Raw genomic sequence first — 20,648 nt, forward strand, 5'->3', positions numbered from 1 at the left:
GGACGGCACGTCGCCGACAAATCAACGCCCCGACCGGCTTGCACCGGTCGGGGCGTTTTGTTATCCGCGCTTGTACCGAGTTTGCGCTTGCTCACTCGTGACGGCGGTTGTCGTGCTGCGCTTGCGGCGGCGGGCTGCTTTGCGCGTGCTGCTGCTGCGGCGGCGGGGCCGGGCGCGGCTCCATGCGCGGGGCCGGTGCCTGCGGGCGCGGTTCCATCCGCGGTGCGGGCATCTGCATCGCCGGCTGCGGCCGCGGCGCTTCATGAGCCGGGGCCGGCGGACGATATTCGTTCACGTGCGGCGGCGCGTAGTTCGGGCGAGGCGCGGGCGCGGCGTAGTCCGGGCGCGGCCGCGGCGCCGGCGCCGCGTAATCCGGTCGCGGTTGCGCGTGCTGCGCGGGTGCCGTGTAATCGGGGCGCGGTCGCGGTTGCGGAATGTGCGTGCCGAGGTCGGCACGCGGCTGCGGCTGCGCACGCGGCGCAGGCGGCGCTTCGGCCGGCCGCGCGGCTTGCGGGCCGGCCTGTGGCACGGCTTGCGGGTGCGGCGTTTGCGTACCGCCCTGCGGCGCGGTTTCCGGATGCGGCGTTTGCGTTCCGCGCATCGGCAGCAGCGCGTTCTGCCCCGCCGGGTGCGTCGCCGACGGCGGTGCGCCGGACGGGCCGAGCGCCGCGCGTTGCCGGTCGATCGGCGGATGCGGCTGCATCCATGCGGGCGACGGCGCAGCGGCGGCCTGCGCGGACCGCGCGTCGCCGTGCTGGCTGGGCTGGCTGGGCTGGCTGGGCTGGCCGGGCTGGCGGGGCGCGTTGCCGAGCGACGGCGGATGCGGGACGCCCGGTTCCGGCGCGACGGCGGCATGCTGGGCTGCGGCCACGTTCGGCACCGCGCCGTTCATCAGGTGGGGTGCATTCGCGGCATTGCCGTTTACCGGGTGGCCGCCATGCGCGGCGCCCATCAGCGCTGCCGCGCCCAGGCCGGCGGCCGCTGCACCGATGCCGGCCGCCGCGAGGCCGGACGGGCCCGCATGCGCGGCACCGGGGTGGTCTTCGCCCTGCGCATGCGCCGGTTGCACGACCGGCCCGTGCGGATTGACGAGCTGCACGTTACGCATCGCCCAGCCTTGTTGCGGGTTGCCGGGTACCCGAACCGGGCGCGGCGTGTAGTCGGCCGGCGCGGCCGTCTTCGCGACGGGGGCGCCCGCGCCCGGCACGCGCGCGCCTTGCTGCGCGAGGTGCGCGGCCGCCTGGTCGCGATACGCGGGCGGCACCACCGGGTTGCGCGTCGCGATGACCGGGTGCTGCGCGACCGTGACCGGCGGATGATAGGCGGCATTGCGCAGCCCGCCGGTAAAGCTCTGGCGCACCGGAGCAATGCCGGGCGTGCCGGGGATCACGTGCGCATTGCGCCACTGCTGCGGATCGACGTGCTGAGCGAAATGCGCGACCGGCTGGCCATGCACGAACGCGGTCGCGGGCACGGCCGTGATCGCGTGCGGTGCGTGATAGTTGATGTACGTGTTGTTGATGTTGGTGATGTTCGTCACGTTCACGGTCTTGTTCACGTTCACGTTGACGTTGTTCACCACGATGTTCCGGTTCACGCGGTCGTAGTAGTGGGGGCTCCAGCCGCCCCAGCCCGGATGCCAGCGCTCGCCGGGGCCGAGCGGGAACCACGCGCAGCCCGCCGCGGCGACGCCGCCGACCGCGAGGCCGACGCTCCAGTCGAAACCGCCGCCGCCACCGCCGACGAACGCGACGAGCGCCGGCGCATAGACAGGCGGCTCGCTGACGACGACCGGGCCCGGCACCCACGCCCAGCTGTCGTCGACATACGCCCAGCGGCCGTAGTGGTACGGCGCGAAGCCCCACGGCTGGTCGTCGACCCAGGTCCAGCCCCACGGCGCCTGCCAGATCCAGTGGCCGTCGTGGTACGGCGCCCAGTCGGACGGCACGTCGCTCGGCACCCATACGGAGCCGTAGCTCGGGTCCTCGCGCCACGTGCCGTTAGCGTCGAGATCCTGGTAGCCGGGGATGTCGCGCGACACGTAGCGGGCCGACACCGAGCGTTCCTCGGCCGCGTCGCGTCCGGCGGCCCACTGGTCGAGCGGATCGAGCCCGGGGGCAGCGGCTTCCTGCGCGACCTGCAGGTTGGTGCCGGTGAACACGACCTGCTGGCCGGCGGACAGCGGGTACTGGCCGTTGTCGCCGTAGACGGTCGCGCTGCCGCGCCGCACGGTGACGGTCGTGCTGGCGCCGTCCGGGGCGACGTCGACGCGGTAGTCGCCGGGGCCGGTCAAGCCGAGCGCGAGATTCGGCGTATCGATTTCATATGACGTGCCGGGCGGCAGCGACCGCACGTGCGTCGACACGGAGCCGAGGCCGACCTTCAGTTGCGTCGTCGTGTCGTCGAGGTTGAGCACCGACATGCTCGTCGATTGGCCGAGCCGCACCGCGGTCGAGCCGATATGCAGTTCCGAGCGCGCGCCGGCGTCGTTCCAGAGCTGGTCGCCGGTCGTCAGCGGCCGGTTGACGGCCGCGTACGACCACGTATCGGTGCCGGCCGGCTCGGTCGTGACCGCGCCGGACAGGTAATTGAGCCGCGCGACCCGGCCGGGCGGGTCACCACCCGGTTGCTGGGCGGCCGCCGCATACGGCGGCGCGCCGGCCGATTGCGCGAACGCGGGCGGCAGCGCGGCGAGCGCCGCGACGGCAAGCATCGTGAAGCGTGCAGTGCGCTTGAGCGTGAACAGGGGGGCCATGATGAGCGTCTTCGTCGTTATCCCGGCGCGTCGATTCGTGCCGTTGATTTCACAATATCCGCTCCGGCTGTTTCAATGCGCGGTGTTTTGTAAGGCCAATTGCCCGTCCTGTAACAAAACTTGTCCGTTCGGCGAGGCTGTCGTGCGACTGTAGTGCGGTTGAAATCGACGCGTCATGCGGCCGTAAGCCATGCGTCGATCGCCTGCTGGCCGGACACCGTGACGCGCAGCACGCGCGGCCGCGCGGTGCGCTCGATCCACCTGTGTGCGCAGAAGCTGTCGAGCAGCGCCGCGCCGAGCGCGCCGCCCAGATGTGCGCGGCGTTCGCTCCAGTCGAGGCAGCCGCACGCGAATCGGCGCCGGCGCGCGCGCTGCTGCGCGACGTCGATGCCCCAGCGCGCGAGCGCCTGCACGCCCAGTTCGGTCGCGTCGACCGCATCGCCTTGCGCGTGCAGCCAGCCGCGTGCGGTTAGCCCGTCGAAGATGCGCACTGCGAGTTCGCCGGCCATGTGGTCGTAGCAGGTGCGCGCGTAACGGAGTTCGGCAGGCACGCTGCGCGCGGTCGGCGGAACCGGCCGGTTCGGCGCCGCCGCGCGGGCAACGTTCGCGAGCGCTTCCAGCGATGCGGCGATGTCGGCGGATGCGATCCGGTAATAGCGGTGGCGGCCGCGCACGTCGAGCGCCAGCAGTCCGCCTTCCGTCAGCCGGGAGAGGTGGGCGCTCGCCGCGGACGGCGACAGCCCGGCGATCAGCGTCAGCTCGCCGGCGGGGCGGGCGCTGCCGTCCATCAGCACCCACAGCATCGCGGCGCGTCCGGGGTCGGCGATCAGCGCGCCGATGCGGCTCAGGCCCGGAAAATGATGGTCGTCGGTATCGGTCATCGCAGTGTTCCGGCAGAGGAGAGGAGGATGTTTCGCAGTGTAGGCGCTTGCGGCATTCGATGTTTCGCTTCGGGATGAAATGTCGAATGCGGAGCCGTCCGGCAGCGCGGGGACTGCCGCGCGTAGAATGACCGGACGCGGCGGCAGCGGGCCGCTGCATGCAACCCGATGCAACACGAAGCGACGATGAAGACGATTTTCGGCATGTTGGCGGTCGCGCTGGTCTGCGCGGCCTGTGCGCAGGGCGGCGGCGCGAGTTCCGCCGGCGAGCGCGGCGGCAGTATCGAGATGTACGGCGTGATAGACCAGGGCATCACGGTGCGCCGCTGAGCGGGCGGTCATCCATGTGTCCGGGGCACGCAGCGGCCCGGACACGCCCGCTTGCGCCGCGTCGGCCGGCGCGCCGCGACGCGTTGTCGCAGCGCCACGTATAATGGCCCCGATTGCAGCGCCCCCGCCGCCTGGAGCCCACAAGATGTCCGCCTCGACCCCCACCCCCGCGACCCTCGATCGCACCGAAACCGTGTTCCGCTTTCTCGCCGAGCCGACGTCCGTGAACTTCGGCGGCAAGGTGCACGGCGGCGCGCTGATGAAATGGATCGACGAGGTCGCGTACGCGTGCGCGGCGGTCTGGTCGAGCCGCTATTGCGTGACGGTCAGCGTCGGCAACATCCGCTTCCAGCGCCCGATCATGGTCGGCAACCTCGTCGAGCTGAAGGCGCGCGTCGTCGCGACGGGGCGCACCAGCATGCACATCCACGTGTCCGTGCACGCCGGCGATCCGAAGGGCGGCGTGCTGCGCCAGACGACCGACTGCCTCGTCGTGTTCGTCGCGGTCGACGAGAACGGCAACCCGTTGCCGGTGCCGCCGTTCGTGCCGGAGACCGACGAGCAGAAGCGTCTCGCGAAATACGCGATGGACGTGCGCGCCGCGCTCGACAAGATCGTCGAAATGAAGCCCGAAGAGGTTGCGAAGGGCACGGTCTGACGCGAGCGCCGTTGCGCCGGACCCGTCGCGCGCCGCGCGATGCCGGCGGCGCGCGACCCGCGCGTCAGCGCGACCCGATCATCTGCTCCGGCCGCACCCACGCATCGAATTCCGCCTCGGTCAGATAGCCGAGCGCGAGCGCGGCGCCCTTCAGCGTCGTGCCTTCCTTGTGCGCCTTCTTCGCGATCTGCGCGGCCTTGTCGTAGCCGATGTGCGGATTGAGCGCCGTCACGAGCATCAGCGATTCGTTCAGCAGCAGGTCGATGCGTGCGCGGTTCGGCTCGATGCCCACTGCGCAATGGTCGTTGAAGCTCTGCGCGCCGTCGGCGAGCAGCCGCACCGACTGCAGCACGTTGTGCGCGATCATCGGCCGGAACACGTTCAGCTCGAAATTGCCGCTCGCGCCGCCGACGTTGACCGCGACGTCGTTGCCGAACACCTGGCAGCAGAGCATCGTCACGGCTTCCGACTGCGTCGGATTCACCTTGCCCGGCATGATCGAGCTGCCCGGCTCGTTCTCGGGAATCGACAGCTCGCCCAGCCCGCAGCGCGGCCCGCTCGCGAGCCAGCGGACGTCGTTCGCGATCTTCATCAGGCTCGCCGCGACGGTCTTCAGCGCGCCGTGCGCGAACACGAGCGCGTCGGCGGCCGCCATCACCTCGAACTTGCTCGGCGCGGTGACGAACGGCAGCGTCGTCAGGCGGCCGATCTCGTCGGCGACGCGCACCGCGAATTCCGGATGCGCGTTCAGCCCCGTGCCGACCGCCGTGCCGCCGAGCGCGAGTTCGTACAGGTGCGGCAGCGCCGATTCGACGTGCCGGATGCCCTGGTCGAGCTGCGCGACGTAGCCGGAGAATTCCTGGCCGAGCGTGAGCGGCGTCGCGTCCTGCAGGTGGGTGCGGCCGATCTTCACGATGTCGGCGAACGCCTTCGATTTCGCGTCGAGCGTTGCGCGCAGCGTATGCAGCGCGGGCAGCAGATGGTTGGCGATCGCATACGCGGCGGCGACGTGCATCGCGGTCGGGAATACGTCGTTCGACGATTGCCCGCGGTTCACGTCGTCGTTCGGATGGACCTTGCGCGCTTCGCCGCGCTCGCCGCCCATCAGCTCGCTCGCCCGGTTGGCGATCACCTCGTTGAGGTTCATGTTGGTCTGCGTGCCGGAGCCGGTCTGCCAGACCGCAAGCGGGAATTCGCGCGGATGCTGGCCCGCGATGATCTCGTCGGCCGCGGCGATGATCGCGCTGGCCTTGTCGTCGGCCAGCACGCCGAGCGACTGGTTCACGGCGGCCGCCGCGCGCTTGACGATCGCGAGCGCGTGGATCAGCTCCGGTGACTGCTTCTCGGTCGAGATCCTGAAGTTCTGCAGCGAGCGCTCGGTCTGCGCGCCCCAGAGCCGGGCGGCAGGCACGGCGATCTCGCCGAACGTGTCGCGTTCCATCCGAACTGCTTCGTTCATGATCTACTCCTCTTCGAAAGGGGAAGGGCCGCGCGGCGCGCGGCATCGGGCGTATCGTGAGGCAGTCGCGCCGGGCGTCTACAACGGAAGAAGGATAGCGCCGACAACAGGTTTGCGTCGTCTGGCGTTCAAGCGCGCGGCGTCGCGAGCGATGCGCTCTTCAGGTGGAAGCGCCACGCCATCAGCGCGGCGACGCTCGCGAGTCCCGCCGCGAGGCCCCACCACAGGCCGCGCGCACCGAGGCCCGCATGGAACGCGAGCCAGTAGCCGGTCGGAAAGCCGATCCCCCAGTAGCCGAAGGTGGCGGCCAGCATCGGGATGCGCGTGTCCTTCAGGCCGCGCAGCGCGCCGGACGCGACCGTCTGCATGCCGTCGACGATCTGGAACACCGCGGCGATCCCGAGCAGCGACGCGGCGAGCGACACGGTGCCGGCGTTGGCGGGGGCGTCGAGGCGCAGGTAGAGGCCGACGATCGTGTGCGGCGCGACGATCATCACGAGCCCCGACAGCGACATGAACGCGACGCCGAGCCCGAGCGCGACGAAACCTGCATGCCGCGCGGCAACGGGCGCGCCCGCGCCGACCCAGTAGCCGACGCGGACGTTGGCGGCCTGGCCGATCGCGAGCGGCACCATGAACGACACCGACGCGACGTTCAGCGCGATCTGGTGCGCAGCAAGCGACGTCGCGCCGAGCACGCCGACCGTGAGGCCGGTGGCGAGGAACAGCGTCGATTCGACCCCGTACGTAATCGCGACCGGCCAGCCGATGCCGATGAGCTCGCCCATCACGGGCAGCTTCGGACGCGACACGGTCACGAAATGCTTGTAGCGCCGGCGGCCGTGCAGCAGCCAGACGAGCGCGAGCGCGGAAAGCCAGATCGTGATCGTCGTCGCGACCGCGGAGCCGAGAAAGCCGAGCCGCGGCAGCCCGAACGCGCCGTGGATCAGCCCGTAGTTCAGCACGGCGTTCACGCCGACGCCGCCAAGCGACACCCACAAGAGCCGCCGCGCGGCGCCGATCGCCGGCAGGAACGAACGCATCAGGCCGACGCCGATCAGGCTGCCGAGCGCGGCGAAGCGCAGGATGCCCGTGTATTCGCCGACATGGCGCGCAAGCGCCGGCGGCTCGTGGAACATCAGCAGGATCGGCTCGGAGAGCGACAGCGCGACGATCGCGGGAATCGCGAGCAGCACCGACAGCGCGAAGCCCGTCCAGTAGATGTGCGGCACCCGATGGTCGGCTTTCGCGCCGCGCGCGTGCGCGACGCTGACGCTGATCGACGACAGCACGCCCTGCAGCACCGTGACGATCACGAAGAAGAAGTTCGCGCCGAGCCCGCCCGCCGCGAGCGAGTCGGGGCCGAGGGAGCCGAGCAGCACCGTGTCGGTGACGCTCATCGCCATCTGCGACAGCTGGGCGATCGCGAGCGGGGCGGCGAGGCGCGCGGTGTCGGCGGCGTGGCTGGACAGGGACGGCGGCGCGGCGACCGTCCGCGAGAGACCGGAATGCGACATGGAATGAACGCTTGCGTGGGTGCGGGCCCGCGCTGTGCTTATTTTGAGAGAAAGCTAGCTTACGGGTTTATTCACACCCTGTCGAACGGGTTGCCGATGGCCCTGTCGCGGACAGGGTCGGCGGGCGGCGCGCTCGCGTTCGCTACACGCCGTGTACCGCAATGCGCGTGTCGCCGAGCAGCACGACCTGGCCTGCGCGGATCTTGCAGGTCTTGCGGAGTTCGACGGCGCCGTCGACTTTAACCGCGCCGGACGCGACGATCACTTTGGCGGAGCCGCCGCTGTCGGCGAGGCCGGTGATCTTCAGCAGGTTGTGCAACTCGACGTATTCGCCGGTCAGCGTGAAATCCAGATTGGGCATGACGAAGAAAGCGCGCACGGCGCGGGATGAATCGCCCCGCATCATACGGCACGCGGGGCTGCGGCGCGAGCGCGGCGGCGTGGTCTCGGGCGGTCGCGTCGGTGGGGCGAGATCACGCGAGAGCGGACGTATCGCATCCCAGTCGGGAATGTGCCAGCGTGAGATGTTAAAGAGTGTGAGCCATTCGTCAGCAAATGAAACGGTGGGTAACAGTCTGCGAGATCGGCGAACCCGCGTCGCGACGGCCGGGTCTCTAGCCGTACCTGCCGCGTGTTGCGGCGGGGTACGCGACGGACCGCAGCGATGCGGCCCGCGCCAACAACTTCTTGAGGAGGATTGCCATGTCCAGGATTCGTATGATGCTGATCGGTGCCGCAGTGACGGCGTTCGCGACCTCGGCCGCATTCGCGCAGACGGGGGCAGGCGCGCAGGGTGCCGCAGGTGCCGGCGTGCAGGTGCAGACGCCGGCTGCCGGCATCGGCGCAGGTGCGCAGGGTGCGGCCGGCGCGAATGCGTCGGGCAGCGGCCTCGGCAATGCGGTCGGTGGTGTCGGCGCAGCAGCCGGCAAGGCGGCCGACGGCGAGACCGGTGCAGTCGGCTCGGCGGCCGACGAGGCCAAGGACACCGCATCGTCGGCTGTCCACTCGGCGAAGAAGCACGTGAAGCACGCCGCGAAGTCGACGAAGAGCCATGCCGGCGCCGCGAAGGCGAAGGCCGGCGAAGCGGCCGAAGGCGGCGAAGCCGCCCAGGGCGGCGCGTCGGTCGGCGTGCAGGGCGGTGCTTCGGGCCAGGGCGCAGCGCAGTAAGCGGCGTTCGCCCGCCGGCACGACGGCCGCCCCGGAAGGCGTGTCGTGACGGCGGCCATCCGGCGGCCCGGTTCGCTTCGCGCGGACCGGGCCGTTTTTCATTGCGGCCGGCGCGCAGTCACGGCCGGCGCTGTTCCGATGCGTTGCCTTGCGCGGTCCGCGGCTGGACGGGCGCAAACACGCTGCGCAGCCACGCGGCGAGGCGCGCGAACACGTCGTACGGTTCGTCGACGAAGATCTCCGGCTTCAGCAGACGCAGGTATTCCATGATCTGCTGGGCTTCCTGTTTCTGGAACGAGCCGTGCGCGAGCCCGAGCCGCAACAGCCCGCGCAGCTCGCCGAGCTTGTCGCGCGCGGTGCTGCCGACGCTCATCTCGCACGCGAGCTTCGCTTCGTAGACCCGTTGCCGCAGCGATTCGGCAAGCCGCCACGCAGGCGTCTGCATCTGTTCCTCGAGCGCCTGGATGTCGAGGACCGCGCTCTTGATCTGCGCGGCGAGCGGGTCGACGAGACTCGCGTCGCCCTGCGCCTCGGTGACAATCGCCTTCGCCCAGTCGCGGCACGACTTCGCGAGCTCGTCGGGCGTCCATTCCGACCGCGACGCGAAGCCGAAGCCGAATTCGCCGGCCTGCCGCATCAGGATCGCGACGACGTCCGGGAATTCCTTGTCGAGCGTGCGTTTCGCCCACGCATACTGGCCGCCCTCCAGCATCCGCTGCACCGCGTGCTCGGTCAGCGGCACCATGTTGTCGAGCAGTTTTGCGCGCAGGAAATCCTCGAACGACGGCGTCGCGAACTGCGGGTCGAGTTTCAGCGACACGCGCACGAACGCGTCGTAGTCCTTGCGCAGGGACGCGAGCGTGTCGTCCTTGAGGGAAAGGGTGATCTGGCCCATGAATCGTCTCGATGGCGGCCCGCGCGTGCCGGAGCCGACGGCGCGCGCCGGTACGGGCGGAGCGTCGACGGACCGATCTGCGCCGGGGCCGATGGCGGGTCTTCAACCGTTTATCGGCACACGGGCGGAAAACTTGAGCGGGCCGCGCCAAAGCGCGCGCCGCGCGGTGGGCGGCCAGTGGGGGAGGCAGGCGGCATCCGGACGAGGCGGCCCGCCGGATGCGCGTGTCGGCGGCGGGGCTGCCGCCGTGGCTGCCGGCGAGCGCGTCGCTCAGCCCGGCAGCCAGCCGTGCGGCAGCACGACGCCCTGCCAGAAGAAGAACACGGCGAGCCCGGCGGCGATCGTCACGAGCGGCCGGCGCGTCGCCGCCGACACCAGCACGGCGGCGAGCGCGCCGACGAGCTGCGGATTGCGCCACGTGAGCTCCGCCGTCCCGCCATGCGGCGACACGGTCATCGGCACGATGATCGCGGTCAGCACGGTGACAGGCACGAAGCCAAGCGCGGTACGCACGAGCGGCGGGAATGTCAGCCGTTCGCCGAACAGGAACAGCGTCGAGCGGATCGCATACGTGATGACGGCCATTCCGAGGATCAGCAGCGCGTAGTTCACGATGCGGCCTCCGTGCGCGAGCCGGCGCGCGCGCGGTCGTGCAGCAGCGTGAGCGCGACGCCGACGACGACCCCGGCTGCCACCGCGCCGAGCAGGCCGAGCTTGTACGGCCAGCCCTGCCAGTAATAGGCCAGCGTGCCGGCGGTGGCGGCCGCCGCGAAGAAGCGCAGCGTGCCGAGCTGGGGCACCACGATCGCGATGAAGGTCGCCGCCATCGCGAAATCGAGGCCGAGCGACTGGAGCCCCGGGAACGCGGCGCCGAACCACAACCCGGCGATCGTCCAGATCTGCCAGTTCACGTACATCGCGATTCCCGAGCCGAGGAAGTAGTGCGGGCCGATCGCGCCCGGCGGGAAGTGCCGATAGTGCGCGTACGCGACCGCGAACACTTCGTCGGTCATCAATGCGCCGAGCGTCGCGCGCCAGCGCAGCGGCAGGTGCGCGACATAGGGCGCGAGCGTCGCGCTGTACAGCAGGTGGCGCAGGTTGACGATCAGCGTCGTCGCGAGCACGATCGCGAAGCCCGCGCCGCCCGCGATGAGCCCCAGCGCGATGAACTGCGCGGAGCCCGCGAACACGGTCAGCGACATCAGTGCGCCGTGCCAGCCGGCGAGCGGGCCGCCGCTGACGAGCGTGCCGTAGATCACGCCGAACGGCGCCGCGCCGACCATCATCGGGATCGTGTCGCGCGCGCCGTCGAGCCACTCGTTCAGTGGACGGCGGGGGGATGAAGCAGGGGTGTGATTCAAGATGGTGCCTCCATCTTCTGGAGGATAGCGGGGCGGCACGCTGCCGACTTGTACGTTCTTGCGCTGCCGTGTGCGGCGTGCTGCGCGACCCCCGATTCGCGATCCGGGCGACGGGCGTTCCGGCCGCCTTTTTGTCTTTTCCTGCGCCTTCCCGCCTGCCATGCCCGGACTTCGGGCCGATGCGCACGCACGTGCCGGGCGGCCGCGGCGGCGGCACGCGGCCGGCGCGTCAGCGCGTCAGCGCGTCTGCCAGCGTCCCGGCGGCACGCCGAACATCCGTTTGAAATGCCGGGTGAAATGGCTCTGGTCGACGAAGCCGCTGTCCGCCGCGACGTCGGCGACGGCGACGCCCGCGCGCAGCGGCGCGAGCGCGCGCTGCAGGCGTAGCTGGTTGCGCCACGCATGCGGCGGCATGCCGGTCGTGCGCGTGAACAGGCGTGCGGCGTGGAACGGCGACAGGCCGGCCGCGCGCGCGACCTCGTCGAGCGTCATCGCGCGCGTCAGGTCGGCGGCGAGCTGCTCGCGCATCGCCTCGACGCGCGGTTCATCCTCCGCGAGCGGTGCCGGCCGCGGATGGGTGTCGGCATGACGGACGATCAGCGTCGAGAACGCGTCGAGCATCGCCATTTCGGCCGCGAGCGGATCGTATGGGCGCGATACGCCGGCGCCGGCAGAGGTGTCCGACACCCCTCCGTATTCGTACGACGCGCTCGCGCGTTCGCTGCCGGCTTCCATCAGCCGGTGCGCGTGCGCGATCCGGGCGGCGAGATCGGCGTCGCGGATCACGTCCGGGGGAAACCACGGCGCGTCCTGCGGGCACCCCGCAATCGCGCTCGCGAGCGACCGGATGAAATCGACCGGCAGGTAGCAAACGCGGTAGCGCCAGCCGTCGTCGGTCGCGCGCGAGCCGGTGTGCACCTCGCCGGGATTGATCACCGGGACGGTGCCCGTTTCGGCGACATGGCCGGCTCCGCGATACGTGTAGCGCTCGGCGCCCGCCTCGATGACGGGGATCGTGTACGCGTCGTGCCAGTGCGGCGCGAACGTGTGGTCGCGATAGGTGGCCGTGACGAGATCCGCGTCCGGCAGCAGCGGCGTGCGCCAGTAGCGGACGGATTCTCGGAAGCGGGCGGCGGACATGGCGGGGGCGCAGGAGCGGGCGAACCGATAGTGTAGTGCCGCGCGCGTCCGGCGCGCTTACTTGACGGGGATCGGTGTGGCGGCGGGGACGGGGACCGCGGTCACGCTGTTCTTCGGGCTGCCGCTGACGACCCGGTCGCTGTAGGTCAGGTAGACGAGCGTGTTGCGCTTCTTGTCGACGACCCGCACGACGTGCAGCGTCTTGAAGATGAACGACATCCGCTCGCTGAACACGTCGGTCTGCTGCTTGAGCGGCCCGGCGAAGCCGATCGGGCCGACCTGCCGGCACGCGATCGACGCTTCGCTCGGGTCTTCGGCGAGGCCGAGCGTGCCCTTGATCCCGCCGGTGCGCGCGCGCGACACATAGCAGGTCACGCCCTGCACGAGCGGATCGTCGTACGCCTCGACGACCACGCGGTCGGAGCCGGTCATGCGGAAGTTGGTGTTGACGCTGCCGACTTCCTCTGCGTGCACGAGCGACGCGGCGGCGAATGTTGCGACGAGGAGGGCAGACGACACGACGGTGGAAAGGCGGGTCTTCATCGGCGGAGTCTGAAGCGATTGCGAGACAGAGACTCTAGCACGCGCGCGGGACGCGCCATCGGCATCGGATGCCGTGCAACGCCGGAAAAACAAAAGGCCCGTCGACTGACGGGCCTTTTGCTATTTGGCTCCCCGACCTGGGCTCGAACCAGGGACCTACGGATTAACAGTCCGGCGCTCTACCGACTGAGCTATCGGGGAATAAATCGGTACATCTGCGTTTGTCTACCAACAAAAAACCCGTCCACCTTCAACGGGCCTTTGCATTTTTGGCTCCCCGACCTGGGCTCGAACCAGGGACCTACGGATTAACAGTCCGGCGCTCTACCGACTGAGCTATCGGGGAACAAACAGCAGAGAAATGAGATTTTATGGAGTGTTGGTTACTCTGTCAACACTTTTGACGCACACCGCTGAAAATTTTTTCGGGCGGGCGCCCTGCGATCAGCGCTCGAGCAGGTGCAGCTTCTCCTGCACGTCCTTCCACTCGTCCGCGTCGGCCGGCGCCGGCTTCGTCTTCGTGATCGACGGCCAGTTCTTCGCCAGCTCCGCGTTCAGCGCGGTGAACTGCTGCTGGTCGCCCGGGACGTCTTCTTCCGCGTAGATCGCGTTGGTCGGGCACTCGGCGACGCACACGGCGCAGTCGATGCACTCGTCCGGATCGATCGCGAGGAAGTTGGGACCTTCACGGAAGCAATCCACAGGGCACACATCCACGCAATCCGTGTATTTGCACTTGATGCAGCCTTCGGTCACAACGTGAGTCATTAAAACGCTCCTGCTTGGCGGTATATATGGGGTGGCGTTTGCGCCAAAAGCGGCATTGTAACTGATGCACAAAACCCGCATCGCGTGGTCGGCTTTCCGGCTTATACCGTTTCGTGATTAGTTTATGGCGGCCCGCGTAGGGGCCCCGCCCAGGGGGCGCTTGGGGGGCGCCTGGTGGAGTCCGCCTAGGGCGCCCGCCCACGGGCCGCCCAGGGCGGCCCGTGCACCGCGGCGCGGTTTCGCGATGGTCCGGCACGCATTCGGGTAACATGGCCGGCAGGCCGGGCGGCGCGCGGTGCGCCGGAGCCGGTCCAGATATTGGCGTTGCCGTCATCATGATCATCACTTCGCTGCTCGACACGGATCTCTACAAGTTCACGATGATGCAGGTCGTCCTGCATCACTTCCCGGCCGCAAGCGTCGAGTACCGCTTCAAGTGCCGCACGCCCGGCGTCGATCTCGTGCCCTACATCGACGAGATCCGCGACGAGGTGCGCGGCCTGTGCGCGCTGCGCTTCACCGACGACGAACTCGACTACCTGCGCCGGATGCGCTTCATCAAGAGCGACTTCGTCGATTTCCTCGCGCTCTTCCACCTGAACGAGAAGTACATCTCGATCAGGCCGTCGCCGAAGGGCAACGGCGAGATCGACATCGAGATCCAGGGGCCGTGGCTGCACACGATCCTGTTCGAGATCCCGGTGCTCGCGATCGTCAACGAGGTCTATTTCCGCAACACGCAGCGCGAACCCGATTACCGCGAGGGCCGCGGGCGGCTGCGCGAGAAGATCAAGCTGCTCGGCGGGAAGCCCGAGTTCGCCGACTGCAAGATCGCCGACTACGGCACGCGCCGGCGCTTCTCGAAGGTCTGGCACGAGGAGGTCGCGCTCACGCTGCGCGACGGCCTCGGCCCGCAGTTCGCGGGCACCAGCAACGTGCTCTACGCGATGAAGCACGGCATCACGCCGCTCGGCACGATGGCGCACGAATACCTGCAGGCGTGCCAGGCGCTCGGCCCGCGGCTGCGCGACTCGCAGATCTACGGTTTCGAGATGTGGGCGAAGGAATACCGCGGCGACCTCGGCATCGCGCTGTCGGACGTCTACGGGATGGACGCGTTCCTGCGCGACTTCGACATGTACTTCTGCAAGCTGTTCGACGGCGCGCGCCACGACTCGGGCGATCCGTTCGAGTGGGGCGAACGGATGATCCGGCATTACGAGGCCAACCGCTGCGACCCGCGCACCAAGGTGCTGGTGTTCTCCGACGCGCTCGACATCCCGAAGGTCATGCAGCTGTACGAACGGTTCCGCGAACGCTGCAAGCTCGCGTTCGGCGTCGGCACCAACCTGACCAACGACCTCGGCTACGTGCCGCTGCAGATCGTCATCAAGATGGTCCGCTGCAACGGCCAGCCGGTCGCGAAGCTGTCGGATTCGCCGGGCAAGAGCATGTGCGACGACAAGGCGTATCTCGCGTACCTGCGCCAGGTGTTCGGCATCGCGCAGCCGGTCGACGAAGACGCGTCGAAGTAAGCGTCGGCCGTTCGGCCGAAGGTGCGTCGGGGCGAGGGCGGCCGGTATAATCCGACGGTATCGCACGCCAACGTCACGAGGACCGTTCATGGACACTTCCGCTGCCCGTCGCCAGATCCTCGCACGCATCCGCGCCGCGCAGGGGCGCTCGGCCGAGCCGGACGCGGCGGAGCGCGAAGGTGTCGCCGACTACCTCGCCCGTCATCCGCAAGGCCCGCGTCCGCCGGCGCCGGCCGATCTCGTCGCGGCCTTCGTCGACGAGGCGACGAAGCTTGCGACGACCGTCGACGAAGTCGACGCGCTCGCCGACGCCCCGGCCGCCGCTGCCCGCTACCTGTCCGCACACGGCCTGCCGATGCAGGCCATCGCGTGGCGCACGCTCGCCGATCTCGACTGGGCGGGCGCAGGTCTCGCCGTCGAATGCCGCAAGCCGGCCGACGGCGATCTCGTTGGCCTGACCGGCTGCTTTTGCGCGACGGCGGAAACCGGCTCGCTGGTCCTGCTGTCGGGGCCCGATACCTATGCATCGGCCGGCCTGCTGCCGGAGACGCATATCGCGATCGTGCCCGCGTCGCGGATCGTCGCCGGCCACGAAGACGCGTTCGCGCTGATCCGTGCAGAGCGCGGCGAATTGCCGCGCGCGGTCAACTTCGTGTCCGGTCCGTCGCGCACGGGCGACATCGAGCAAACCATCGTGCTGGGCGCACACGGCCCGTACCGCGTCCACGTGATCGTCGTACGGGGCGCATGACGCGCCCGCCGCATTCACCGCAACCCACAATCAAGGAAGTACCGCATGAAACGACATGCCGCCTGGGCGGGCATGGCGTCGGGGGCTGCGCTTGGCGCCGCTCCCGCGCTCGCATCGGCCGCGACGCTTGACGGCGCCACGTTGTCCGCGCTCTGGGGCATCCCGTTCGCCGGGATTCTGCTGTCCATCGCGCTGTTCCCGCTCGCAGCGCCCGTGTTCTGGCATCACCACTTCGGCAAGATCGCGGCCGCATGGGCGATCGCGCTCCTGATTCCGTTCGCGTCCGCGTTCGGCGCGGGCACCGCGTTCGGCACGCTCGTGCACGCGCTGCTCGAGGAATACATCCCGTTCATCGTGCTGCTGACCGCGCTTTATACGGTTGCGGGCGGTATCTGCGTGAACGGCAACCTGCATGGCACGCCGAAGCTCAACACCGCGATCCTCGCGCTCGGCACGCTGCTCGCGAGCGTGATGGGCACGACCGGCGCGGCGATGCTGCTGGTCCGGCCGCTGCTGCGCGCGAACGACAACCGCAAGCACGTGGTGCACGTCGTGATCTTCTTCATCTTCCTCGTCGCGAACGCGGGCGGCTCACTGTCGCCGCTCGGCGATCCGCCGCTGTTCCTCGGCTTCCTGAACGGCGTGAGCTTCTTCTGGACGACGACGCATCTCGCGCTGCCGATGCTGTTCATCTGCGCGGTGCTGCTGAGCGTGTTTTTCGTACTCGATACGTATTTCTACCGGAAGGGCGGCGAAGAGCGGCCGGCCGCCGTCGATCCGACGCCCGACGGCGAAGCGCTGTCGATCGACGGCAAGATCAACTTCGTGCTGCTGGCAGCGGTGATCGGCCTCGTGCTGATGAGCGGGATCTGGAAGCCCGGCATCACGTTCGACGTGTGGGGCACGCACGTCGCGCTGCAGAATCTCGTACGCGACGTCGCGCTCATCGGCGTGACGTTCGCATCGCTCGCGCTGACGCCGCGTTCAGCGCGCGAAGGCAACGCGTTCAACTGGGCGCCGATCGAGGAGGTCGCGAAGCTGTTCGCGGGCATCTTCGTGACGATCGCGCCGGTGATCGTGATCCTGCGCGCGGGCGCGGACGGCGCGTTCGCACCCATCGTCCATCTCGTCACCGGGCCGGACGGCAAGCCGGTCGACGCGATGTACTTCTGGGCGACTGGGCTGCTGTCGTCGTTCCTCGACAACGCGCCGACCTATCTCGTGTTCTTCAACCTCGCGGGCGGCGACGCGCAATCGCTGATGACGACGGGCGCGACGACGCTTGCCGCGATTTCCGCGGGCGCCGTGTTCATGGGCGCGAACAGCTACATCGGCAACGCGCCGAACTTCATGGTGAAGGCGATCGCCGAATCGCGCGGCGTGAAGATGCCGAGCTTCTTCGCGTATCTCGGCTGGGCGATCGTCGTGCTGGTGCCCGTGTTCCTGCTCGCGACGTGGATCTTCTTCACGGCGTAAGCTGACAGTTTTCAACAATCAGCGGGCGGCTGGTCGCGCGATGCGCGCGACGGGCCGCCGGCGACAAGCGGAGATGGCGATGCAGAAGATCCTGGTCGCGCGTCCGATCTTCCCGGACGTGATCGAACGGCTCGAGCAGTATTTCGAAGTCGATTGGAACAACGGCGATGCGCTCGCCCCCGACGCGCTCGCCGCACGCCTGGCCGACAAGGACGGCGCGCTGATGGCCGGCGATCCGATCGGCGCGGACACGCTCGCGGCGGCGCCGCGCCTGCGCGTTGTGGCGAACATGGCGGTCGGCTACAACAACTTCGACATGGCGGCGTTCAATGCGGCAAACGTGCTCGGCACCAACACGCCTGACGTGCTGAACGAGTCCACCGCCGATTTCGGCTGGGCGCTGATGATGGCGGCCGCACGGCGCATCGCCGAGTCCGAGCACTGGCTGCGCGCCGGCCACTGGCAGAAGTGGGCGTACGACGGTTTCCTCGGCAGCGACATCCACGGCTCGACGCTCGGCGTGATCGGGATGGGCCGTATCGGCCAGGCGCTCGCGCGCCGCGCGAAGGGTTTCGGCATGCAGGTGATCTATCACAACCGCTCGCGCGTCGCGCCGGAGATCGAGGCCGAGCTGAATGCCGAATACGTGTCGAAAGAAGCGCTGCTGTCGCGTGCCGACCACGTCGTGCTCGTGCTGCCGTATACGAAGGAAAACCACCACACGATCGGCGCGGCCGAACTCGCGCTGATGAAGCCCACCGCGACGCTCACCAACATCGCGCGCGGCGGGATCGTCGACGACGCGGCGCTGGCCGCCGCGTTGCGCGACAGGAAAATCGCGGCGGCGGGCCTCGACGTGTTCGAGGGCGAGCCGAGCGTGCATCCGGCGCTGCTCGAGGTGCCGAACGTCGTGCTGACGCCGCATATCGCGAGCGCGACCGAGAAGACCCGCCGCGCGATGGCGAATCTCGCGGCCGACAACCTGATCGCCGCGCTGGGCGCCGGGCCGCGTGCGGGGCGGCCGCCGAATCCGATCAACCCGGACGTGATCGGGAAGACGCGCGCATGACGATGACGTTGTTGCTTGCGGCGGTCGTCGTGCTGGCCGTCGCGCTGGTGGTGGCGATCGTCGCGATCGTGCGGGGCGGCGGCCGCCACGACGATACGGCGCTGCTCGGCGATCAGATCGAAGATGCCGCGCATGCGCAGGGGCGCGCGCTCGAGCGGCTCGAACGCGAGCTGCGCGGCGAGATCGTCGAGGGTTCGCGCGGCTCGCGCACCGAATTGGCGGGCAGTTTCGCACGGCTGCAGCAGACGCTCGCCGCGCAGATGACGAGCGTCGCGACCGTACAGAACAGCCAGATCGACGGGTTCGCGCAGCAGCTCGCGAAGCTCGTTGCCGGCAATACGCAGCAGTTCGATGCGATGCGCGACAGCCTGCAGCGCCAGGCGCAGCAGGCGCGCGAAGAGCAGACCGCGGCGCTTCGGCTGTTCGGCGACACGCTGAACCGGCAGCTCACGCAGCTCACCGAGGCGAACGACCGGCGGATTGGCGAGGTGCGCGCGACGCTCGAACAGCGCCTGAAGGAAATCGAGACGAACAACGCGGCGAAGCTCGAGGAGATGCGGCGCACCGTCGACGAGAAGCTGCACGCGACGCTCGAGCAGCGGCTCGGCGAGTCGTTCAAGCTGGTGTCGGACCGGCTCGAGCAGGTGCATCGCGGGCTCGGCGAGATGCAGACGCTCGCGGCCGGGGTCGGCGACCTGAAGAAGGTGCTGACCAACGTGAAGACGCGCGGCACGTGGGGCGAAGTCCAGCTCGAGGCACTGCTCGAACAGATGCTGACGCCCGACCAGTACGCAAAGAACGTCGCGACCGTGCCGAAGAGCAGCGAGCGGGTCGAATTCGCGATCCGCCTGCCGGGACGCGACGCCGGCACACGCGAAGCGCCGCCGGTCTGGCTGCCGATCGACGCGAAATTCCCGCGCGAGGATTACGAGCGGCTGATCGACGCACAGGAGCGCGCCGATGCGGCCGCGGTCGAAGAGGCGGCGCGCGCGCTCGAAATGCGCGTGCGGGCGGAAGCGCGCACGATCGCCGAGAAATACGTGGCGCCGCCGCACACGACCGATTTCGCGCTGCTGTTCCTGCCGACCGAAGGGCTGTATGCGGAAATCCTGCGCCGCCCGGGGCTGACCGACCTGCTGCAGCGCGACTATCGCGTGACGGTCGCGGGCCCGACGACGCTCACCGCGTTGCTGAACAGCCTGCAGATGGGATTCCGCACGCTGGCGATCGAGAAGCGTTCGAGCGAGGTCTGGCAGGTGCTCGGTGCGGTGAAGACGGAATTCGGCAAGTTCGGCGACGTGCTCGCGCGCACGAAGTCGCAGCTCGAGACGGTCACGCGTTCGATCGAGGCGGCCGAACAGCGCACGCGCGTGATGAACCGCAAGCTCAAGCAGGTCGAGGCGCTGCCGGGCGACACGGCGGCCGGGTTGCTCGGCGCGGAAGGGGCGGACGCGGCGGAAGGGGCCGATACCGACGAAGCCTGACCCGCATCCGTCGTGCGGGGTGGGCTGTAGCAAAACGGGCGCCGTCGGCGCCCGTTTTCCGTTTTGCGGAGATGATCCGCGCAGCCGCGGCTACTGAACGGCCGACGCGAGCGCGTCCAGCGCGTCGCCCGTCACACGCACGATGCGCCATTCCGGCAGCACGGTCGCGCCCATCTTCTCGTAGAAATCGATCGCGGGCTGGTTCCAGTCGAGCACCGACCATTCGAAGCGTGCGCAGCGGCGCTCGACGGCGAGTGCCGCGAGCCGCCGGAGCATCGCGGTGCCGAGGCCCGTGCCGCGCTGCGACGGCTGCACGTAGAGATCCTCGAGATAGAGGCCGCGACGGCCGAGAAACGTCGAATAGTTATGGAAAAACAGCGCATAGCCGACGAGTGCGCCGTCGCGTTCCGCGACGAGCGCCTCTGCGGCCGGATGCGGGCCGAACAGCGCATCGGCGAGATCGTCGTCGGTCGCGACGAACAGGTGCGTGAGTTTCTCGAACTCGGCCAGCTCGCGCATCAGCGCGAGGATCGGGCCGACGTCGCGAGCGTCGGCCGCGCGGATCAGCGGGGTGCCGCTCATGCTTCCTCCGGCGGATCGGACAGCACGATCTCGATGCCGCCGAAGCGCGACGCCACCCAGTTGTACGCATGGCAGGCGATCCACAGCAGCACGAAGCCGAGGATTGCGTTCAGCAGCAGCGCGCTCAGGATCGTGCTCAGTTCGACCATCCCGTAGCGGATGTAGGCAACGAGGATGCCGAGCAGCACGATCGGCACGCTGAACGTCAGGTAGACGAGGATCAGCGCCTTGGCGGTCTGTCCCGCGGCGATCGACGAAATTTGTTTTTTCATGTGTG

21 protein-coding genes and 2 tRNA genes are annotated in these 20,648 nt (G+C 69.2%); 8 read left to right on the forward strand and 15 right to left on the reverse strand.

What is annotated here, in order from left to right; all coding sequences use genetic code 11:
- Nucleotides 1–91: 91 nt before the first annotated feature.
- Complete coding sequence (locus tag ACV22Z_RS04840; RefSeq protein WP_448075201.1) at nucleotides 92–2,755, reverse strand: DUF6600 domain-containing protein; 2,664 nt, start codon at nucleotides 2,753–2,755, stop codon at nucleotides 92–94.
- A 173-nt stretch (nucleotides 2,756–2,928) separates the two neighbouring features.
- A complete protein-coding gene (locus tag ACV22Z_RS04845; RefSeq protein WP_448075202.1) occupies nucleotides 2,929–3,636 on the reverse strand; it encodes an ArsR/SmtB family transcription factor in 708 nt (235 codons plus the stop codon).
- A gap of 186 nt (nucleotides 3,637–3,822) precedes the next feature.
- Between ACV22Z_RS04845 and ACV22Z_RS04850 the strand changes: the two genes are divergently transcribed.
- Nucleotides 3,823–3,966: a hypothetical protein gene (locus ACV22Z_RS04850; RefSeq protein WP_448075203.1), complete on the forward strand. Its 144-nt coding sequence runs from the start codon at nucleotides 3,823–3,825 to the stop codon at nucleotides 3,964–3,966.
- A 145-nt stretch (nucleotides 3,967–4,111) separates the two neighbouring features.
- Nucleotides 4,112–4,624, forward strand: a complete 513-nt coding sequence (locus tag ACV22Z_RS04855) for an acyl-CoA thioesterase (RefSeq protein WP_448075204.1) — start codon at nucleotides 4,112–4,114, stop codon at nucleotides 4,622–4,624.
- Nucleotides 4,625–4,688: 64 nt separating this feature from the next.
- On the opposite strand, the gene fumC is transcribed toward ACV22Z_RS04855, so the two are convergent.
- The 3 genes from fumC to ACV22Z_RS04870 form a co-directional block, all read right to left on the reverse strand.
- Nucleotides 4,689–6,083: a class II fumarate hydratase gene (gene fumC, locus ACV22Z_RS04860; protein WP_448075205.1), complete on the reverse strand. Its 1,395-nt coding sequence runs from the start codon at nucleotides 6,081–6,083 to the stop codon at nucleotides 4,689–4,691.
- A gap of 128 nt (nucleotides 6,084–6,211) precedes the next feature.
- A complete protein-coding gene (gene norM, locus ACV22Z_RS04865; protein ID WP_448075206.1) occupies nucleotides 6,212–7,600 on the reverse strand; it encodes a multidrug efflux MATE transporter NorM in 1,389 nt (462 codons plus the stop codon).
- Between the two features lie 142 nt (nucleotides 7,601–7,742).
- Complete coding sequence (locus ACV22Z_RS04870; protein WP_448075207.1) at nucleotides 7,743–7,961, reverse strand: RNA-binding S4 domain-containing protein; 219 nt, start codon at nucleotides 7,959–7,961, stop codon at nucleotides 7,743–7,745.
- 341 nt (nucleotides 7,962–8,302) lie between these two features.
- Here ACV22Z_RS04870 and ACV22Z_RS04875 point away from each other — a divergent pair, with 341 nt between their 5' ends.
- Nucleotides 8,303–8,767, forward strand: coding sequence for a hypothetical protein (locus ACV22Z_RS04875; RefSeq protein WP_448075208.1), 465 nt, complete (start codon nucleotides 8,303–8,305; stop codon nucleotides 8,765–8,767).
- Nucleotides 8,768–8,885: 118 nt separating this feature from the next.
- Here ACV22Z_RS04875 and ACV22Z_RS04880 read toward each other — a convergent pair whose 3' ends face one another.
- The 8 genes from ACV22Z_RS04880 to fdxA form a co-directional block, all read right to left on the reverse strand.
- Nucleotides 8,886–9,662, reverse strand: a complete 777-nt coding sequence (locus ACV22Z_RS04880) for a DUF4088 family protein (RefSeq protein WP_448075209.1) — start codon at nucleotides 9,660–9,662, stop codon at nucleotides 8,886–8,888.
- Between the two features lie 270 nt (nucleotides 9,663–9,932).
- On the reverse strand, nucleotides 9,933–10,274 hold the full coding sequence (locus ACV22Z_RS04885; RefSeq protein WP_448075210.1) for an AzlD domain-containing protein: 342 nt from the start codon (nucleotides 10,272–10,274) through the stop codon (nucleotides 9,933–9,935).
- Nucleotides 10,271–11,023 (reverse strand): AzlC family ABC transporter permease, encoded by a 753-nt coding sequence (locus tag ACV22Z_RS04890; RefSeq protein WP_448075211.1) that lies wholly within the window; start codon nucleotides 11,021–11,023, stop codon nucleotides 10,271–10,273. The genes ACV22Z_RS04885 and ACV22Z_RS04890 overlap by 4 nt, the downstream gene beginning before the upstream one ends.
- A gap of 237 nt (nucleotides 11,024–11,260) precedes the next feature.
- Entirely contained in the window at nucleotides 11,261–12,163 is a 903-nt protein-coding gene (locus ACV22Z_RS04895) for an AraC family transcriptional regulator (RefSeq protein ID WP_448075212.1), read from the reverse strand.
- A gap of 57 nt (nucleotides 12,164–12,220) precedes the next feature.
- The gene (locus ACV22Z_RS04900) at nucleotides 12,221–12,706 is read right to left on the reverse strand and encodes a CreA family protein (protein ID WP_448075213.1); all 486 of its coding nucleotides are present in this window, start codon (nucleotides 12,704–12,706) and stop codon (nucleotides 12,221–12,223) included.
- Between the two features lie 125 nt (nucleotides 12,707–12,831).
- A tRNA-Asn gene (locus ACV22Z_RS04905) sits at nucleotides 12,832–12,907 on the reverse strand.
- 69 nt (nucleotides 12,908–12,976) lie between these two features.
- Nucleotides 12,977–13,052: transfer RNA gene (locus tag ACV22Z_RS04910), tRNA-Asn, on the reverse strand.
- 98 nt (nucleotides 13,053–13,150) lie between these two features.
- Nucleotides 13,151–13,474, reverse strand: coding sequence for a ferredoxin FdxA (gene fdxA / locus ACV22Z_RS04915; protein ID WP_042583454.1), 324 nt, complete (start codon nucleotides 13,472–13,474; stop codon nucleotides 13,151–13,153).
- 335 nt (nucleotides 13,475–13,809) lie between these two features.
- On the opposite strand from fdxA, the gene pncB reads away from it, so the two are divergent.
- The 5 genes from pncB to rmuC all read left to right on the forward strand — a co-directional run bounded on the left by pncB (nucleotide 13,810) and on the right by rmuC (nucleotide 19,789).
- A complete protein-coding gene (gene pncB, locus ACV22Z_RS04920; protein WP_448075214.1) occupies nucleotides 13,810–15,009 on the forward strand; it encodes a nicotinate phosphoribosyltransferase in 1,200 nt (399 codons plus the stop codon).
- 88 nt (nucleotides 15,010–15,097) lie between these two features.
- On the forward strand, nucleotides 15,098–15,760 hold the full coding sequence (locus ACV22Z_RS04925) for a LutC/YkgG family protein (RefSeq protein WP_448075215.1): 663 nt from the start codon (nucleotides 15,098–15,100) through the stop codon (nucleotides 15,758–15,760).
- Between the two features lie 45 nt (nucleotides 15,761–15,805).
- Nucleotides 15,806–17,236, forward strand: a complete 1,431-nt coding sequence (locus tag ACV22Z_RS04930) for a sodium:proton antiporter (protein WP_448075216.1) — start codon at nucleotides 15,806–15,808, stop codon at nucleotides 17,234–17,236.
- A 79-nt stretch (nucleotides 17,237–17,315) separates the two neighbouring features.
- Nucleotides 17,316–18,305: a 2-hydroxyacid dehydrogenase gene (locus ACV22Z_RS04935; protein WP_448075217.1), complete on the forward strand. Its 990-nt coding sequence runs from the start codon at nucleotides 17,316–17,318 to the stop codon at nucleotides 18,303–18,305.
- Nucleotides 18,302–19,789: a DNA recombination protein RmuC gene (gene rmuC, locus ACV22Z_RS04940; RefSeq protein ID WP_448075218.1), complete on the forward strand. Its 1,488-nt coding sequence runs from the start codon at nucleotides 18,302–18,304 to the stop codon at nucleotides 19,787–19,789. Before ACV22Z_RS04935 ends, rmuC begins: the two co-directional genes overlap by 4 nt.
- Nucleotides 19,790–19,879: 90 nt before the next feature.
- On the opposite strand, the gene ACV22Z_RS04945 is transcribed toward rmuC, so the two are convergent.
- A complete protein-coding gene (locus tag ACV22Z_RS04945) occupies nucleotides 19,880–20,371 on the reverse strand; it encodes an N-acetyltransferase family protein (protein ID WP_448075219.1) in 492 nt (163 codons plus the stop codon).
- A complete protein-coding gene (locus ACV22Z_RS04950; protein WP_006476519.1) occupies nucleotides 20,368–20,643 on the reverse strand; it encodes a hypothetical protein in 276 nt (91 codons plus the stop codon). The genes ACV22Z_RS04945 and ACV22Z_RS04950 overlap by 4 nt, the downstream gene beginning before the upstream one ends.
- Between the last annotated feature and the right edge of the window lie 5 nt (nucleotides 20,644–20,648).

Source organism: Burkholderia sp. PU8-34 (assembly GCF_053427725.1).

Bases quoted from the DNA above. Each gene is read 5' to 3' on its own strand.
- ACV22Z_RS04840 (WP_448075201.1), bottom strand. From the start codon at position 2,755: ATGGCCCCCCTGTTCACGCTCAAGCGCACTGCACGCTTCACGATGCTT.
- ACV22Z_RS04845 (WP_448075202.1), bottom strand. From the start codon at position 3,636: ATGACCGATACCGACGACCATCATTTTCCGGGCCTGAGCCGCATCGGC.
- ACV22Z_RS04850 (WP_448075203.1), top strand. From the start codon at position 3,823: ATGAAGACGATTTTCGGCATGTTGGCGGTCGCGCTGGTCTGCGCGGCC.
- ACV22Z_RS04855 (WP_448075204.1), top strand. From the start codon at position 4,112: ATGTCCGCCTCGACCCCCACCCCCGCGACCCTCGATCGCACCGAAACC.
- fumC (WP_448075205.1), bottom strand. From the start codon at position 6,083: ATGAACGAAGCAGTTCGGATGGAACGCGACACGTTCGGCGAGATCGCC.
- norM (WP_448075206.1), bottom strand. From the start codon at position 7,600: ATGTCGCATTCCGGTCTCTCGCGGACGGTCGCCGCGCCGCCGTCCCTG.
- ACV22Z_RS04870 (WP_448075207.1), bottom strand. From the start codon at position 7,961: ATGCCCAATCTGGATTTCACGCTGACCGGCGAATACGTCGAGTTGCAC.
- ACV22Z_RS04875 (WP_448075208.1), top strand. From the start codon at position 8,303: ATGTCCAGGATTCGTATGATGCTGATCGGTGCCGCAGTGACGGCGTTC.
- ACV22Z_RS04880 (WP_448075209.1), bottom strand. From the start codon at position 9,662: ATGGGCCAGATCACCCTTTCCCTCAAGGACGACACGCTCGCGTCCCTG.
- ACV22Z_RS04895 (WP_448075212.1), bottom strand. From the start codon at position 12,163: ATGTCCGCCGCCCGCTTCCGAGAATCCGTCCGCTACTGGCGCACGCCG.
- ACV22Z_RS04900 (WP_448075213.1), bottom strand. From the start codon at position 12,706: ATGAAGACCCGCCTTTCCACCGTCGTGTCGTCTGCCCTCCTCGTCGCA.
- fdxA (WP_042583454.1), bottom strand. From the start codon at position 13,474: ATGACTCACGTTGTGACCGAAGGCTGCATCAAGTGCAAATACACGGAT.
- pncB (WP_448075214.1), top strand. From the start codon at position 13,810: ATGATCATCACTTCGCTGCTCGACACGGATCTCTACAAGTTCACGATG.
- ACV22Z_RS04925 (WP_448075215.1), top strand. From the start codon at position 15,098: ATGGACACTTCCGCTGCCCGTCGCCAGATCCTCGCACGCATCCGCGCC.
- ACV22Z_RS04930 (WP_448075216.1), top strand. From the start codon at position 15,806: ATGAAACGACATGCCGCCTGGGCGGGCATGGCGTCGGGGGCTGCGCTT.
- ACV22Z_RS04935 (WP_448075217.1), top strand. From the start codon at position 17,316: ATGCAGAAGATCCTGGTCGCGCGTCCGATCTTCCCGGACGTGATCGAA.
- rmuC (WP_448075218.1), top strand. From the start codon at position 18,302: ATGACGATGACGTTGTTGCTTGCGGCGGTCGTCGTGCTGGCCGTCGCG.
- ACV22Z_RS04945 (WP_448075219.1), bottom strand. From the start codon at position 20,371: ATGAGCGGCACCCCGCTGATCCGCGCGGCCGACGCTCGCGACGTCGGC.
- ACV22Z_RS04950 (WP_006476519.1), bottom strand. From the start codon at position 20,643: ATGAAAAAACAAATTTCGTCGATCGCCGCGGGACAGACCGCCAAGGCG.